Below are 15,717 nucleotides of genomic sequence, written 5' to 3'. Positions count from 1 at the left end.
CTCCCATGGAAATGAATGACGGGTGCCAATGGTCATAGCCGAGCATGGCCACACGGACAACTTGTAGGGCGGATTTCGCGAACCGCAATGCCGGGCTCGAACGCCCGGATGGAATTTTCTTTCAAAACCTTGAACCAGAAGCTTTTTTGCCTTGCCCGCGTCCGGCAAACTTGCTGAAATCATGCCACTTCCATTGATCGAAGAACCAGCAGGCAGACGTGGCTGACATGGCCGTTTCCAAAGCTTCCGAACCGACCTCGCAGCCCCTTGCACCCAAACGGCTGCACAGCGCCGTGATCGCCGACCGTCTCGAGGCGGAAATCATCGCCGGTGAAATTCCAGCCGGAAGCAAGCTGGACGAGATTGCCCTGACCGAACGCTTCGGCGTTTCCCGCACGCCGGTGCGCGAGGCCCTGCTCGTTCTGGTCAGCCGTTCGCTTGCCGAACGCGTGCCCTATCGCGGCGTTGTCGTTGCAAACATCACCCGCGAGCGCATCGACAACCTGTTCGAGGCCATGGGCGAAATCGAGGCGACCTGCGGCCGCCTGGCGGCTGAGCGGATGACCATGAGCGAGCGCTCCGCCCTTGAGGAGCTGCATCTGTCCATGGCGGAAATGGTCGAACAAGAACGCTATGACGATTACGAGAAGGCGAACACTGCGTTCCACACCGCCATCTTTACCGGCACCCACAATGACGAGCTGATCGAACTTGCCAACAGCCTGCGCCTCAAGCTGGCTCCCTTCCGCAAGTCGCAGTTGAAGCGGGCGGAGAGGATGAAGAAGTCGAACGAGGAACACACGGCCATCGTCACCGCCATTCTCGACCGCAATGCCAATCAGGCAGGCAAGACATTGCGCCGCCACCTCCTAAGTGCGGCGCGGGCCACCCTCGCCGGCATGAGCTGAGATTCTGAAACAAAAAAGCGCCGGAAGAGACTCCGGCGCTTTCGTTTTTCACTTCACCGCGGCTCACCAGCCGATGGCATTCGGCAGCCAGGTGGCGAGCGCCGGAAAGAAGAACACCAGCGCCAGGCCGACAAGCTGTAGCCCGATGAAGGGAATGACGCCCTTGTAGATGTCACCGGTCTTCAGCTCCGGCGGCGCAACCCCCTTCAGGAAGAACAACGCCCAGCCGAAGGGCGGCGTCAGGAACGATGTCTGAAGGTTTACCGCAACCAGAATGGCGACCCAGGCCATGTCCACACCGGCGGCATGGAAGATCGGCAGGAACAGCGGCAGAGCGATGTAGGAAATCTCGATCCACTCCAGGAAGAAGCCGAGCACGAAAAGGATCAGCATCAGGAAAAGAAGCTGTCCGTTGATACCACCCGGCACCAGAGCGAAGGCGTCCTGAACCAGTCGTTCGCCGCCAAGGCCACGGAACGCAAGTCCGAACGGCTGCGCCATGATCAGAATGAAGAACACCATGGCACTGGTGACAAAGGCCGACTTCACGGTTTCCTTGAGAACTGGGAAACTGAGCCGGCCATAGACCAGAGCCAGGACGATCGAGCCGAAGGCCCCCATGGAGGCCGCTTCCGTTGGCGCTGCAATCCCGCCGATGATCGATCCCAGGACCAGGAAGATCAGCGCCAGGGGCGGTGCAACGACCTTGAGAAGCATCAGGGCGATGTCGCGCCCGGAGTATTTCGCCCTCTCCTCGGGCGGAAACGCCGGCACCATCGCGGGCCGGAACACGCCCAGCGCCAGAATGAACAGGACGAAGAGCCCCGACAGCACAAGTCCGGGTATCAGAGCGGCGGCAAATAGCGTCCCGACGCTTTCGCCCATGATGTCGGCGAGCAGAATCAAGACGAGGCTGGGTGGAATGATCTGGCCGAGCGTTCCCGACGCACAGATGACACCGGAGGCGACCGCCCTGTTGTAGCCGCGATTGAGAAACGGGCCGAGGGCAATCAGTCCCATGGTCACCACGGTTGCGCCGACGACGCCCGAGGCAGCGCCCATCAGAACCCCGACAAGAATGATCGCCAGAGCCATTCCGCCGCGCAAGCCCCCCATGGCGAGACCGATGACATCGAGGAGTTGCTCGGCGATCTTCGACTTCTCGAGCATGATGCCCATGAAGATGAACAGCGGCAGGGCAAGCAGGGTGTAATTGGTGACGACGCCGAAGATCCGGGCGGGGATAAGATTGAAGAGCACCGGCCCGAAGCCGATGTAACCAAAGACGAAGCCGGTGACCGCCAGGCAGATGGCGACCGGAATACCGCCAAGAAGCAGCACGAAAAACGCACCGATCATCAAAAGCGGCAACAGTTCAGGAATGGGCATGATGAGGATCTTTTGATTGCGCCGGCGTCTTACGCGCCGCGGTGAAACGGACCGGTGACGAGCTTTTCCAGCGCCTCGACCGTCATCGCGAAGGCCTGAAGGGCAAGAAGCACGAAAGCTGAAGGAATGGCGGCTTTCAGGAGGTAGCGCATCGGCAGGCCGCCGGGATCAGGAGAACCCTCCATGATCTGGTAGCTGCTACGCACATAGTTGATCGACAGATAGACGACGTAGATCGCAACCAGGGTCAGGGCCGCGTTTCCGACCAGGTCGATGATCGCCTTCGCCCGTGGAGAGAGACGGGCGTAAAGGATATCGACCCGCACCTCGCCGCCCTGATTGAGACCGTAGGACATCCCGAACAGCGCTGCGACCGCCATAAGATGCCATTCCGCTTCCTGAAGGGCCACGGATGAATAGGACAGGAGATAGCGCGAAAGCACGTTGAAAGCGACGAGCAGCACAAGCGCCAACCCGGTCCAGGCAGCCAGGGAGCCGATGATCCGGACGGCGCACGACGCGCCGCCCGAAGCAAGAGTGAGAAATCTCAGCATGTCCGCTTAGCCGATCAGGTTGTGATAGGGCTTTTCGGAAATCGACGCCCAGAGATCGTGCTCCTTCTTGAAGGCCATGAAGGCGTCATGGATCTTCTTGGTCGTCGGATCGGCCTCGGCGCCTGCGGCGAGCACCTCGTCGGTCACTGCCTTCAACTTGGCAACGACATCCTTTGGCAGAACGTCAGCCTTGACGCCGAAATTCTCGACAAGATCGGTCATTGCCGCGGCATTGTTGGCTTCGCACCAGGTGTGGCTTTCCAGATTGCACGCCATTGCTGCGGCCGAAACAATCGCCTGAAGATCTGCCGGAAGGCTGTCCCAGGCGGCCTTGTTGATCAGCAGCTCCGTCGCATTCGACGGTTCGTGCCAGCCGGTGGTGTAATAGTATTTGGCGGCATTCTGGAGACCGAGGCGGCGGTCCTGATACGGCCCGACGAACTCGGCTGCATCGATCACGCCACGCTCGAGCGCCGGGAAGATCTCGCCGCCCGGAAGCAGCTTCACGTCGACCCCGAGTTCTGCGTAGACCTTTCCGGCAAGCCCCGGAATACGCATCTTCAGGTCCTTGAAGTCATCAACCGAGGTGATCGGCTCGCGGAACCAGCCGGTCATCTGCACGCCGGTATTGCCCATCGGCAGAGCCTTCATGCCGAGCGGAGCGTAGAGTTCATCCCAAAGGGCCTGACCGCCGCCATGATAGAGCCAGGCATTCATGCCCTGAAAGTTGAGGCCGAAGGGAACGGTGGTGAAATACTGTGCGGCAGGAATTTTACCGGCCCAGAAATAGGCGTTCGCCGCATTCATCTCCACAGTTCCGGAACGCACGGCATCGAAGCCTTCCAGAGCCGGGATCAGTTCGCCGGCGGCGAAATGCTGGATCTTCAGCCGACCGCCGGACATGGCCTCAACCTTCTTGCAGAAATCCGTCGGGCTTCCCGGCCCTTCGACGTAGAACGGCGAGCCCGGACCATAGGCATTGGTCATCTTCCAGGAAAAGCTGTCCTGGGCACGGGCGATAGACGGGGCAGCAAAGGGGGCGGCTGCAGCGGCCAGCATGCCGGCTTTCAGAAAATTGCGACGTTCCATGTCGTGAGTGTCCTTGTGCAATCGGGAGGGATTGGAGCGCCTTGCGGCGTCTCGAACTCACTTTCAAGAACGATGCCAATTATCGATTTCGTTGTTTTTCAATGAATTATCGCATTACTTCGCTAAATTTTGTATACAAAATAGAACTTTAAATGGACGATTGAATACGAATTGGGCTCATAATTCAGGCATTCTGACTATTGAGGGTGCAGCCAATCATCCGGAGCTGCGACCTTCGGCGGGCGCGAAGGGAAAAGATTGGCTGGTACGCCATGCGCACTCCTGATAAAGCCGCGACATGGCAAATGACCCCGCACTTTCCCTCGACGATTTCCTGAAGGCCGCACCGGTGCACAAGCGCCTGATCGGACTGGACCTCGGCACCAAGACCATCGGCCTTGCGCTGTCTGACCTTGGCCGGGGCATCGCCAGCCCGATGGAAACCATCCGGCGCAAGAAGTTCACGCTCGACGCGGAACAGCTTCTGAAAATCTGTGCGGCGCAGGATGTCGGCGGCATCGTCCTCGGTCTGCCACTGAACATGGACGGCTCGGAAGGTCCGCGCGCGCAGGCAACCCGCGCCTTTGTCCGCAACCTCGCTCCCAAGACCGACCTGCCGATCACCTATTGGGACGAGCGCCTGTCGACCGCGGCCGTGACACGTACGCTGCTGGAGGCCGATTCCAGCCGGGCAAAGCGCGCCGAGGTCGTGGACAAGATGGCCGCCGCCTACATCCTCCAGGGTTTTCTCGACCGCCTCGGCCATATGGCCGCTGCCGGACGCTTTGACGAAGACAGGGACTGAGCGCTAGGCTACGCATTCCTGCCCCTGCCGCGAACCTTGTCCCGGCTTTCCTGCCCGACATTCCATTCGCTCCGTTTCCGGTGCCCCCATGCTGATGACACTCGCCGCCCTTCTGCCCGTGATCCTTGTGATCGCATCGGGTCATCTCGTCGCCCGCACCGGTCTGATCAGCGGTGAGCAATGGCGCGGTGTCGAAAGGCTGGCCTATTACGTTCTGTTCCCCGCCGTCCTGTTCCGCACCATATCGACGGTCGACTTCTCGAGCCTTCCGACCTTCAACATGGGGGCAGCGCTGCTTTCCAGCATTCTTGCCATGGTCGTACTGCTGCTGATCATGCGCCCGTTGCTTGAACGCGCCTTCGCCATCGAGGGGCCGAGATTTACCTCGATTTTTCAGGGCACTGTGCGCTGGAACGCCATGATCGCGCTGGCCATCGCCGACAACGTCGTCGGTGAGCAGGGTCTCGCGATCCTCGCAATCGCCATGGTCTTCATGATCCCGGTGCTGAACGTCGCCAGCATCCTCGTGCTGTCGCACTATGCCAGCGGCACAACCCCGAGCGCGGCCCGGATCGCGCGCGACCTCTATACCAACCCCTTCATTCTTTCGATTGGTGCCGGCGTCATCGTCAATGTGCTCGGCATCCCCTTTCCCTCCGCCGTCGACGACACGCTGGAGATCCTGGCCCGCGCATCCCTGCCGATAGGAATCATCTGCGTTGGCGCCGGGCTGGACCTTTCCTCCCTGCGCCGCCCAGGACCGGCATTGACCCTTGGCACATTCCTGCGCCCGCTACTGATGCCGCTCTTTGCCTTCGGATTTGCGCAAGTGTTCGGCGTGACCGGCCCCGCTCAGACCATTGTCATCATTGCCTCGGCCGTCCCTTCCGCGAGCAATTCCTACTTGCTTGCCAGACAGATGGGCGGAGATGCCAAGCTGATGGCCGAGATCATCACGCTTCAAACCCTCGCCGCAACAGTGACGATTCCGCTTGCCGTTCTGATTTTTGGCTAATTGGTCAAAGATTTGCCGGAATGGTGGACAGCTGACCTGCGACGAATTCTGCCCTTGTCCCCTGCTCCTTTTGCGCCTATGCAATGGCCTCGATGAGCGCACCAGATCCCCATCGAGGCATCCCTTTTCCCCATCGCCACCTGCTGGGCATAGAAGGGCTTCAACCCCACGAAATTCTCGGTCTCCTGGACCGGGCGGAAGAGGCCGTCGAGATCTCCCGCCAGGTCGAAAAGATCAAGCCCGTGCTTCGCGGCCGGACGCAGATCAACCTGTTTTTCGAGGCATCCACCAGAACCCAGTCATCCTTCGAACTGGCCGGAAAACGGCTTGGCGCGGATGTGATGAACATGGCCGTCAGCCAGTCGTCGGTGAAGAAGGGCGAAACCCTGATCGACACCGCCGCGACACTGAACGCCATGCACCCGGACCTTTTGGTGGTGCGCCACCATGCTGCCGGCGCGGTTCAGCTTCTGGCCCGCAAGGTCGGCTGCTCGGTGGTCAACGCCGGCGACGGCCCGCATGAGCACCCGACGCAGGCGCTGCTGGACGCCCTGACGATCCGCCGTCACAAGGGCAAGATCGCCCGCCTGACGGTCGCCATCTGCGGTGACATCACCCATTCGCGCGTCGCGCGCTCCAACATCATCCTTTTGAACGCCCTTGGCGCCCGCGTCCGGGTGATCGCCCCCTCGACGCTGCTTCCGAGCGGCATCGAGAAGATGGGCGTGGAAGTCTTCCGCGACATGCGCGAGGGCCTGAAAGGCGCGGACATCGTCATGATGCTGCGCCTCCAGCGCGAGCGTATGAACGGGGCGTTCATTCCCTCTGTCCGCGAGTACTTCCACTACTACGGCCTCGACAAGGAGAAGCTCTCCTATGCCAATGAGGACGCTCTGGTGATGCACCCCGGTCCGATGAACCGCGGTGTCGAGATCGATCCGGAGGTCGCGGACGGACCGCAGAGCCTCATTCGCGAACAGGTTGAAATGGGTGTCGCCGTGCGCATGGCCGTTCTGGAAGCCCTTGCCGCCCACATGCCCTCCAGCTGACGCTGAAAGCCAAGGATAGTCCCGTGGTGACAGACACGCCCAAACCCCTGGTTCTCTCAAACGCAAGGGTCATCGATCCGGCGCGCGACCTTGATGCCCCCGGCTCGGTCATCATCGCCGACGGCACCATTCTGGCGGCCGGTCCGGAAGCGGCCAACCAGGGCGCGCCCTACGGAGCGGACATCATCGACTGCGGCGGCGCCGTCGCCTGCCCCGGCCTGATCGACATGTGCGTCTCGGTCGGCGAACCGGGCGCAGAACACCGCGAAACATTCGCCTCGGCCTCTCAGGCGGCTGCCAGCGGCGGCGTGACCACCATCGTCACCATGCCCGAGACCGACCCGATCATCGACGACCCCGCGCTGGTCGACTACATCCTGCGCCGCGCCCGCGATACCGCCATCGTCAATGTCCGTCCCATGGCGGCCCTCACCAAAGGTCTTCAAGGCAACGATATGACGGAAATCGGCCTCCTCAAGGAAGCCGGGGCTGTCGCCTTCACCAATGGCCACAAGTCGGTGCGCAATCCGCAGATCCTGCGAAGGATCATGACCTATGCCCGTGATTTCGACGCCCTGATCGTCCATCACACGGAAGATCCGGATCTGGCCGGCGGCACCATGAACGCCGGCCTCAACGCGTCCTGGAAGGGCTTGTCCGGCGTTCCGCGCGAGGCCGAGATCATCATGCTTGAGCGCGACCTGCGCCTCGTCGGCATGGCCCGCAGCCGCTATCACGCCAACCTGATTTCGACCTCGGACAGCGCTGATGTCATCCGCACGGGCAAGAAACGCGGTCTCGACATCACGGCCGGGGTTTCGATCAACCACCTGACCCAGAACGAGAACGACATCGGCCCCTACCGGACCTTCTTCAAGATGTCGCCGCCCCTGCGCAACGAGGACGACCGCCACGCCATGATCGCGGCCGTTGTCGACGGCACCATCGACGTGATCGTCTCCAACCACGACCCGCAGGACGTGGAAACGAAGCGCCATCCCTGGGCCGAAGCCGAGGACGGCGCGATCGGCCTTGAGACGCTGCTGGCCGCAGCCTTGCGCCTTTATCACAACGAGGAAATCGACCTCCTGCCGCTGCTCGCCAAGATGACCTGCAATCCCGCTGACCGTCTGGGCCTCGACAGCGGACGCCTGAGCCAGGGCGCACCGGCGGACGTCATCGTCTTTGATCCAAACCGTCCCTGGGTTCTGGAAAAGGAAGCCATCAAGTCGCGGTCCAAGAACTCGCCCTTCGAGGACGCCCGCTTTTCGGGACGCGTGCTTCGAACGGTAGTCGCCGGAAAGACCGTCTACACACACAGCTGACGAAACCTCGCCAACTGTACTTTCCCCTGCAGAAACGATATGGATGCAATGAACGGGCGCCGTCATGCGCGCCCGTCGGAACCTGCTTCGGGTGCCATTGCGGCGCCACCTGGGAGAGCCTGAGGAAACATGCCTGAACCGATAAGCTGGGCGATGGCCTGGCCGTATTACCTGTTGGCTCTCGCCGCCGGATATGTCCTGGGCTCAATTCCCTTCGGCCTGATCATCACACGCCTCGGCGGCATGGGCGACGTACGCAAGATCGGCTCCGGCAACATTGGCGCGACGAACGTCCTGCGAACCGGCAACAAGAAGCTTGCAGCCCTGACCCTCGCCTGCGACGCCCTCAAGGGCACGATCGCGGTTCTGGTGATGAACCATCTCTACGGTTTCGAGATGGCGCTGATTGCGGGCCTCGGCGCCTTCCTCGGCCACCTCTTCCCTGTGTGGCTGAAGTTCAAGGGCGGCAAGGGTGTCGCCACCTACATCGGCATTCTGCTCGGTCTCAACTGGCCGTTCGCCCTGCTCTTTTGTGCCATCTGGCTCGCGATTGCCTTCACCTTCCGCTATTCGTCCCTGTCCGCCTTTGTCGCGAGCCTGGTGACCCCAACGGTCATCTTCTTCACCGGCCAGACCCAGATGGCGGAGATGTTCTTCCTGCTGACGCTCATGCTGCTGGCCAAGCATCACGAGAATATCCGGCGCCTTCTGAACGGCGAGGAAACCAAGATCGGCAACAAGTCCAAACCCGCCGACGCACCACCGGACGGCGCGCTCTGATGGATCTCGGGGCGAACGCTAAGAACGCCCTGATATTAAACGAGGCTCAGCGCCTCGCCTGGCTCCGGTTGATCCGGTCGGAAAACGTCGGACCCGCCACTTTCCGCGATCTTCTCAATCATTTCGGCTCGGCAGAGGCAGCTCTGCGCGCCCTTCCCGCCCTGTCCCGAAAAGGCGGCAAGAAGTCGCTGCGCGTCTGCCCCTTGCAGGACGCGGAAGCGGAACTGGCGGCCCATGAACGCCACGGCGCCCGCCTCGTCGCGCTCGGCGAGCCCGACTACCCCCCACACCTGCGTCATGTCGACGGCCCGCCTCCGCTCATCTCGGTGAAGGGTGGTACGTCGCTCGTCTCACAGAAGACAATCGCCATCGTGGGCGCGCGCAATGCCTCCCTGTCAGGGCGCAAGCTGGCCGCCCGGTTTGCCGCTGAACTCGGACGGGAGGGCCATGTCATCGCCTCCGGGCTGGCGCGCGGCATCGATGCGGCCTCCCACGAGGCGGCGTTGGGCAGCGGGACGGTAGCCGTCTTCGCTGGCGGCATCGACGTGCTCTATCCGCCGGAACACGACCGGCTTCTGGCGGCGATCATAGAGAATGGCGGCAACGCGCTTTCGGAAATGCCGTTCGGGTGGAAGCCGCGAGGCCGCGACTTTCCCCGCCGCAACCGGCTGATTTCCGGCATGTCCCTCGGCGTCATCGTCATAGAGGCGGCCAAGGGTTCCGGATCCCTGCACACCGCCCGTTTCGCCCTTGAGCAGAACCGGGACATCTTCGCTGTTCCAGGCTCGCCGCTGGACCCGCGCTCGGAGGGCGCCAACAACCTGATTCGCCAGGGCGCACAACTCGTCACATGCACGGCGGATGTCATCGAGGCCCTGGCCGGCCGGATCGAACCTGCCCTGCCTTTCACACCGGACATGTCGGAACCGGACGACGCCCCGCCCTCCCTGTTTGATGCCGAGCCCAGCGACAGCGCGCGAAATCGCCTCCTGAGCGCCCTGGGTCCCGCCCCGGTCGAAATCGACGAGCTGATCCGTTTCACCGGCGAAAGCGCGCGAACCGTCAATGTCCTGCTCCTTGAACTGGAGCTCGCCGGTCGGCTGGAGCGACATCGCGGGCAAAGAGTGTCACTGATAATGTAATTTTCGACGAGGTGGCGACGGTGGATAACTGAGGTGAAGGACCTTCGACTTGACCCATGTCGCACAAAGGTCCATTTGACAGGCGGCTTTCGATCCGTGATCGTCGCCATTCCGAGACTTCCGTTTCCGCCGGACGCGCGCGCCGCCCAGAAATCGACTGGGTGCGACCTCCAGCAACCTGTGTTTGGATACCGATGAACATCGTCATTGTGGAATCGCCGGCCAAGGCCAAGACGATCAACAAGTACCTGGGCAAGGACTATCACGTCCTGGCATCCTACGGTCACGTGCGGGATCTGCCGCCCAAGGACGGTTCGGTAAAACCCGACGAAGACTTCGCCATGAGCTGGCAGGTCGACAGCAAGTCCCAGAAGCGTCTGAGCGAGATCGCCGCCGCGGTGAAGGACGCCGACCGGCTGATCCTCGCGACTGACCCTGATCGCGAAGGTGAGGCCATTTCCTGGCACGTTCTGGAAGTTCTCCAGAAAAAACGCGTTCTCAAGGACAAGCCGGTCGAGCGTGTGGTCTTCAACGCGATCACCAAGCAGGCGATCCTGGAGGCGATGAAGAACCCGCGCCAGCTCGACACGCCGCTGGTCGATGCCTATCTCGCCCGCCGCGCCCTCGACTATCTCGTCGGTTTCACCCTGTCTCCGGTGCTCTGGCGCAAGCTGCCCGGCGCACGCTCTGCCGGCCGCGTGCAGTCGGTGGCCCTGCGCCTCATCTGCGACCGCGAGATGGAGATCGAGGTCTTCAAGCCGCAGGAATACTGGTCGATCCTTGCCAACCTGACGACGCCGAACAAGGACGCCCTGCCCGCTTCCGTCGTCGGCTTCGACGGCAAGAAGATCGGTCGCCTTGACATTAAGAGCGAAGCCGAGGCGACCGCGATCCGCACCATGCTGGAAAGCGCCAGCTTCTCGGTCGCCAGCGTTGCGTCCAAGCCAGCCAAGCGCAACCCGGCACCGCCCTTCACCACTTCGACGCTGCAACAGGAGGCCTCACGAAAGCTGGGCTTCTCTGCATCGCGCACCATGCAGGTGGCCCAGAAACTCTACGAAGGCATCGCCATCGGCGGCGAGACCTCCGGTCTCATCACCTACATGCGGACGGACGGTGTCCAGATCGCGGGCGAAGCCATCGCCGCAGCGCGCAATGTGATCGGGCAGGACTTCGGCGACAACTATGTTCCCGAAAAACCGCGTGTCTACTCCTCCAAGGCCAAGAACGCCCAGGAAGCCCACGAGGCCATCCGCCCGACCGACCTGTTCCGCCGCCCGAAGGATGTCGCCCGCTTCCTCGACCAGGACCAGGCAAGGCTCTACGAGCTGATCTGGAAGCGTACCATGGCCAGCCAGATGGAAAGCGCCGTTCTGGAACGCACCACCATCGACATTGACGCCAGGGGTTCGGGCAAGACCGCTGCGCTGCGCGCAACCGGTTCCGTCGTCCGCTTCGACGGCTTTTTCGCCCTTTACCAGGAAGGCCGCGACGACGAGGAAGACGAGGCGTCCAAGCGTCTGCCTGCCGTCGATCAGGGCGCTGCCCTGAATCTCGCTCCGGGCGATGCTGATGCACGTCCGATCGAGGCAGACCAGCATTTCACCACGCCGCCTCCGCGCTACACCGAGGCCAGCCTCGTCAAGAAGATGGAAGAGCTCGGCATCGGCCGGCCGTCGACCTATGCCTCGACGCTGCAGACCCTGCGCGACCGCGACTACGTGGAGCTGGAAAAGAAGCAGCTGGTTCCCCAGGACAAGGGCCGCATCGTCATCGCCTTCCTGGAAAGCTTCTTCAATCGCTACGTTGAGTTCGACTTCACCGCGAGCCTTGAAGAGCAGCTGGACAAGATCTCCGCCGGTGAGCTGTCCTGGCAGGATGTCCTCAAGGCATTCTGGAAGGACTTCTCCGGCGCCGTCGACGAAATCAAGGACCTGCGCGTTTCGGAAGTCCTCGACGCCCTGAACGACCTGCTTGCGCCGCATATCTTCCCGGAAAAGGAAGACGGCTCCAATCCGCGAGCCTGTCCGTCCTGTTCAAATGGACAGCTGTCATTGAAAGTCAGCCGTTTCGGCGCCTTCATCGGCTGTTCCAACTACCCTGAGTGCAATTACACCCGCCAGCTTGCCAAGAGCGGCGATGGGGAAGAGGATGCGGCAGCCGACGGTCCGAAGATCCTCGGCCAGGATCCCGAGACGGGCCTCGACGTATCCCTGCGCACCGGCAGGTTTGGCCCTTACGTCCAGCTCGGAGAGGAAGCCAAGCCCAAGCGCTCGTCCCTGCCCCGCGGCTGGTCTGCCCCGGACATGGATCTCGAAAAGGCGCTGCAGCTTCTGTCCCTTCCGCGCGACGTCGGTCCGCACCCCGAAGACGGCAAGATGATCAGTGCCGGCATCGGCCGCTACGGTCCCTTCGTGCTCCATAACGGTACCTACGCCAACCTGTCGGCACCGGAGGAAGTCTTCTCCGTCGGCATCAACCGTGCGGTCGACGCGCTGGCACAGAAACGCGCCAAGTCGGGCGGACGCGCGGCAGCCACCCCGCTCAAGGAGCTCGGCGAGCATCCGCAGGAAGGCGGTCCCGTCAACGTCTATGACGGTCGCTACGGGCCTTACGTCAAGCACGGCAAGGTCAATGCGACCCTGCCGAAGGACACCGATCCGCAGGCCGTCACGATGGAACAGGCCGTCGAACTGATCGCGGCCAAGGCTTCCAAGGGCGGCACCAAGAAGACCGCTGCCAAAAAAACGACGGCAAAGAAACCCGCAGCCAAGAAAACGGCTGCAAAGAAGACGACCGCAAAGAAGACCACGGCCAAGTCCAAGAAGGCCGCTGACGAGGCGGTCGCGGAAGAGACAACTTGAACGCAAGACGCATAGGCGGGCAAAAGCCTGCCCGCGGAAAGAAGAGCGCCCGGTCCAAGACGCCGGGCGCATTCCCCTCCCGCGATGACATTCTGACTTTCATCGCGGAAAATCCCGGCAGGGCCGGCAAGCGGGAAATCGCCAAGCACTTCGGCATCGTCGGCGCGGCCCGCATCCAGCTGAAAAAAATCCTGAAGGACCTGTCCGAGGACGGTCTGGTCGAAAAACGCCAGAAACGGCTGATCCGGCCGGGTGATCTGCCGCCCGTCTTCGTCGTCGCCCTTGTCGCGCGCGACGCCGATGGCGAACTCCTTGGCGAACCCGTCGACTGGGACGAGGAAGCCGGACCTGCGCCCAAGGTCCTCGTGTTGACCGGCAAGGCAAAGACAGCCCAGCCCGGCGTCGGCGACCGCGCCCTGATCCGGCTAAGCGAGGCCGATGGTGGCGCCGAGGCGGAGCATGCCGGCAGGGTCATCAAGACCCTCGAAAAGAAGCAGGGAGCGATCCTCGGCATCCTGCGGGAGCGCACCGGCAACAAGCTGCCCTGGCTGGAGCCGATCGACCGCAAGCAGCGCGAACTCGATGTCGACCCGACCGACCTGAAGGACGCCGTGGACGGCGATCTTGTCTCCGTGCAGGTGACCCGCACAGGCCGCTATGGCGCGCCGCGCGCGGCCATCGTCGAACGCTTCGGCTCGATGAAATCGGAAAAGGCCGTCTCCGAGATCGCCCTGCACGCCCACGCCATTCCGCATGTCTTCCCGGCCGCGGTCGAGGAAGCGGCCGAGCGGGCAACGCCCGTCACCCTGGGCAAGCGCGAGGACTGGCGCCAGATACCGCTGGTCACCATCGATCCACCCGACGCCAAGGACCACGACGACGCCGTCTTTGCCGAACCGGACGAGGATCCGGCCAACGAAGGCGGGCACATCGTCTATGTCGCTATCGCCGACGTCGCCCACTACGTGCGCCCCGGCTCTGCGCTCGACAAGGAAGCCAACCTGCGGGGCAACTCGGTCTATTTCCCCGACCGGGTGATCCCGATGCTGCCCGAGCGGATCTCCAACGACCTTTGCTCCCTGCGCGAGAAGGAAGACCGGCCCGCCATGGGCGTGCGCATGGTCTTCGACAAAAAGGGCCGCAAGCTCAGCCATAGCTTCCACCGGGTGATGATGCGCTCTGCCGCAAAGCTTGCCTATGCGCAGGCGCAGAAGGCCATCGAGGGCATCACTGACGAGAAGACCGAAACGCTGGTCGAAGGCGTCCTCAAGCCTCTTTGGGCCGCTTACGACGCCCTCAAGGCCGGGCGCGACGCCCGCGAACCTTTGGAACTCGACCTGCCTGAGCGCAAGATCAAGCTCAAGCCGGACGGCACCGTCGATCACGTTTTCGTGCCCGAAAGGCTCGATGCACACAAGCTGATCGAGGAGTTCATGATCCAGGCCAATGTGGCCGCGGCAGAAACGCTGGAGAAGAAGAAGTCTCCCCTGCTCTACCGGATCCACGACGCCTCAAGCCCGGAAAAGCTTCAGAGCCTGAAGGAATTCCTGTCGACGCTCGACATGAAACTGCCCTCGTCCGGCGGCCTGCGGCCTTCGATCTTCAACGGCATCCTGGCCAAGGTGAAGGACACGCCCCAGGCCCATGTGGTCAACGAAGTGGTGCTCAGGAGCCAGGCGCAGGCGGAGTATCATCCGCAGAACATCGGCCACTTCGGCCTTAATTTGCGCCGCTACGCCCACTTTACCTCGCCGATCCGCCGATATGCCGACCTGATCGTTCATCGTGGCCTGATCAGCGCCCTCGGCCTTGGTAGCGATGGTCTGCCGGAGGGTATCGAGTCGAAGATGGAAGCGATCGGGGCGGAGGTGTCCGCGGCTGAACGTCGCGCTATGCTTGCAGAGCGCGACACCATCGACAGGCTGATCGCGCTTTGGATGTCCGACCAGATCGGTGCGAGTTTTCAAGGGCGTATCGCAGGCGTGGTGAAGTCTGGATTGTTTATCCGTCTTGCCGATACAGGCGCGGATGGTTTCGTTCCAGCTTCGACTATCGGCCTCGACTACTACCGGTATGACGAAGGGTCGCATTCTCTCATTGGTGACAAATCGGGCGAAACCTACCAGCTTGGGGACAGTGTTGAAGTCAAGTTGGTTGAAGCAGCTCCCTTTGCCGGCGCCTTGCGGTTCGAACTCCTGAGCCCCGGGCGCATTGCCGGAAAAAGCCGTCGAAAAAGCACGGGCACGTCCAAAGGCCCGCGCAAGACGATTGCCTCGCGCCGATCCAGGGCTTCGACAAAGTCGAAAACCAGGACAAAGAAACGATGAACGTTGCCTACACATCGCCTGATGCACATGCTTCCGAAGCAAAGAGCGAGCGCCCGGCCCGGCCAGTGATGCCCGCCATGCTTCGGGGGCTGTTCTGCCGTTGCCCATCCTGCGGCAATGGCAAGCTGTTCAGCGGCTACCTGACATCGGTGCACACCTGTGAGAGCTGCGGCGAGGAAATTCACCACCACCGGGCCGACGATGCGCCGCCCTATTTCACCATCACGGTTGTCGGGCACATCATCATTCCGGCGCTCCTTGCGCTGGAAGTGCTTTACCGCCCGGAGGTATGGGTCCACCTGGCGCTTTGGATCCCGCTGACGCTCATTCTATCCCTCGGCATGCTCCGCCCCATCAAGGGATCGCTCATCGGCCTGCAATGGGCCCTTTATATGCATGGCTTCGATCCGGAATTCTCCGAAGAACTTCCAGAACCGGATCCGGCCGACACACTTCAAAGACGCAAGTAG

The 15,717-nt window shown here is 62.1% G+C and carries 13 protein-coding genes; 10 read left to right on the top strand and 3 right to left on the bottom strand.

The genetic code is table 11. From position 1 onward, the window contains the following. Nucleotides 1-227 precede the first annotated feature (227 nt). Nucleotides 228-908 carry a GntR family transcriptional regulator gene (locus ACN0SY_RS16260; RefSeq protein ID WP_417688951.1) on the top strand — a complete coding sequence of 227 codons (681 nt, stop codon included), beginning with the start codon at nucleotides 228-230 and terminating at the stop codon, nucleotides 906-908. Between the two features lie 63 nt (nucleotides 909-971). Here the strand turns inward: ACN0SY_RS16260 and ACN0SY_RS16255 are convergent, their stop codons facing one another. From ACN0SY_RS16255 to ACN0SY_RS16245, 3 genes are read right to left on the bottom strand one after another with little or no spacing between them, the layout of a single operon-like run. Further along, nucleotides 972-2,297 carry a TRAP transporter large permease gene (locus ACN0SY_RS16255; protein ID WP_417688949.1) on the bottom strand — a complete coding sequence of 442 codons (1,326 nt, stop codon included), beginning with the start codon at nucleotides 2,295-2,297 and terminating at the stop codon, nucleotides 972-974. Between the two features lie 29 nt (nucleotides 2,298-2,326). Further along, nucleotides 2,327-2,851 carry a TRAP transporter small permease subunit gene (locus ACN0SY_RS16250; RefSeq protein ID WP_417688947.1) on the bottom strand — a complete coding sequence of 175 codons (525 nt, stop codon included), beginning with the start codon at nucleotides 2,849-2,851 and terminating at the stop codon, nucleotides 2,327-2,329. 6 nt (nucleotides 2,852-2,857) lie between these two features. Next, the gene (locus ACN0SY_RS16245; protein ID WP_417688945.1) at nucleotides 2,858-3,940 is read right to left on the bottom strand and encodes a TRAP transporter substrate-binding protein; all 1,083 of its coding nucleotides are present in this window, start codon (nucleotides 3,938-3,940) and stop codon (nucleotides 2,858-2,860) included. A 298-nt stretch (nucleotides 3,941-4,238) separates the two neighbouring features. On the opposite strand from ACN0SY_RS16245, the gene ruvX reads away from it, so the two are divergent. From ruvX to ACN0SY_RS16200, 9 genes are all read left to right on the top strand, one after another. Then, a complete protein-coding gene (ruvX, locus tag ACN0SY_RS16240; RefSeq protein WP_417688943.1) occupies nucleotides 4,239-4,745 on the top strand; it encodes a Holliday junction resolvase RuvX in 507 nt (168 codons plus the stop codon). Nucleotides 4,746-4,833: 88 nt separating this feature from the next. Then, complete coding sequence (locus ACN0SY_RS16235) at nucleotides 4,834-5,760, top strand: AEC family transporter (RefSeq protein WP_417688941.1); 927 nt, start codon at nucleotides 4,834-4,836, stop codon at nucleotides 5,758-5,760. Nucleotides 5,761-5,852: 92 nt separating this feature from the next. Then, nucleotides 5,853-6,809 (top strand): aspartate carbamoyltransferase catalytic subunit, encoded by a 957-nt coding sequence (locus ACN0SY_RS16230; RefSeq protein WP_417688939.1) that lies wholly within the window; start codon nucleotides 5,853-5,855, stop codon nucleotides 6,807-6,809. A 23-nt stretch (nucleotides 6,810-6,832) separates the two neighbouring features. Further along, nucleotides 6,833-8,134: a dihydroorotase gene (locus tag ACN0SY_RS16225; RefSeq protein ID WP_417688937.1), complete on the top strand. Its 1,302-nt coding sequence runs from the start codon at nucleotides 6,833-6,835 to the stop codon at nucleotides 8,132-8,134. Nucleotides 8,135-8,263: 129 nt separating this feature from the next. After that, entirely contained in the window at nucleotides 8,264-8,914 is a 651-nt protein-coding gene (gene plsY / locus ACN0SY_RS16220; protein ID WP_417688935.1) for a glycerol-3-phosphate 1-O-acyltransferase PlsY, read from the top strand. Beyond that, entirely contained in the window at nucleotides 8,914-10,056 is a 1,143-nt protein-coding gene (dprA, locus tag ACN0SY_RS16215; protein ID WP_417688933.1) for a DNA-processing protein DprA, read from the top strand. Before plsY ends, dprA begins: the two co-directional genes overlap by 1 nt. 194 nt (nucleotides 10,057-10,250) lie before the next feature. After that, complete coding sequence (topA, locus tag ACN0SY_RS16210) at nucleotides 10,251-12,920, top strand: type I DNA topoisomerase (protein ID WP_417688931.1); 2,670 nt, start codon at nucleotides 10,251-10,253, stop codon at nucleotides 12,918-12,920. Further along, entirely contained in the window at nucleotides 12,917-15,247 is a 2,331-nt protein-coding gene (gene rnr / locus ACN0SY_RS16205; protein ID WP_417688929.1) for a ribonuclease R, read from the top strand. The genes topA and rnr overlap by 4 nt, the downstream gene beginning before the upstream one ends. After that, nucleotides 15,244-15,717 carry a DUF983 domain-containing protein gene (locus tag ACN0SY_RS16200; RefSeq protein WP_417688927.1) on the top strand — a complete coding sequence of 158 codons (474 nt, stop codon included), beginning with the start codon at nucleotides 15,244-15,246 and terminating at the stop codon, nucleotides 15,715-15,717. The genes rnr and ACN0SY_RS16200 overlap by 4 nt, the downstream gene beginning before the upstream one ends.

This window comes from Roseibium sp. (assembly GCF_048261595.1).
Taxonomy (GTDB): Bacteria; Pseudomonadota; Alphaproteobacteria; order Rhizobiales; family Stappiaceae; genus Roseibium.
The sequence above is the reverse complement of the archived record's forward strand: the minus strand, read 5'-3'. Positions and strand labels throughout refer to the sequence as shown.

Excerpts from the sequence above, each read along its gene's own strand:
- ACN0SY_RS16235 (WP_417688941.1), top strand. The coding sequence starts at position 4,834 with ATGCTGATGACACTCGCCGCCCTTCTGCCCGTGATCCTTGTGATCGCA.
- topA (WP_417688931.1), top strand. The coding sequence starts at position 10,251 with ATGAACATCGTCATTGTGGAATCGCCGGCCAAGGCCAAGACGATCAAC.
- ACN0SY_RS16255 (WP_417688949.1), bottom strand. The coding sequence starts at position 2,297 with ATGCCCATTCCTGAACTGTTGCCGCTTTTGATGATCGGTGCGTTTTTC.
- ACN0SY_RS16200 (WP_417688927.1), top strand. The coding sequence starts at position 15,244 with ATGAACGTTGCCTACACATCGCCTGATGCACATGCTTCCGAAGCAAAG.
- ACN0SY_RS16245 (WP_417688945.1), bottom strand. The coding sequence starts at position 3,940 with ATGGAACGTCGCAATTTTCTGAAAGCCGGCATGCTGGCCGCTGCAGCC.
- plsY (WP_417688935.1), top strand. The coding sequence starts at position 8,264 with ATGCCTGAACCGATAAGCTGGGCGATGGCCTGGCCGTATTACCTGTTG.
- ruvX (WP_417688943.1), top strand. The coding sequence starts at position 4,239 with ATGGCAAATGACCCCGCACTTTCCCTCGACGATTTCCTGAAGGCCGCA.
- ACN0SY_RS16230 (WP_417688939.1), top strand. The coding sequence starts at position 5,853 with ATGAGCGCACCAGATCCCCATCGAGGCATCCCTTTTCCCCATCGCCAC.
- ACN0SY_RS16260 (WP_417688951.1), top strand. The coding sequence starts at position 228 with ATGGCCGTTTCCAAAGCTTCCGAACCGACCTCGCAGCCCCTTGCACCC.
- ACN0SY_RS16250 (WP_417688947.1), bottom strand. The coding sequence starts at position 2,851 with ATGCTGAGATTTCTCACTCTTGCTTCGGGCGGCGCGTCGTGCGCCGTC.
- dprA (WP_417688933.1), top strand. The coding sequence starts at position 8,914 with ATGGATCTCGGGGCGAACGCTAAGAACGCCCTGATATTAAACGAGGCT.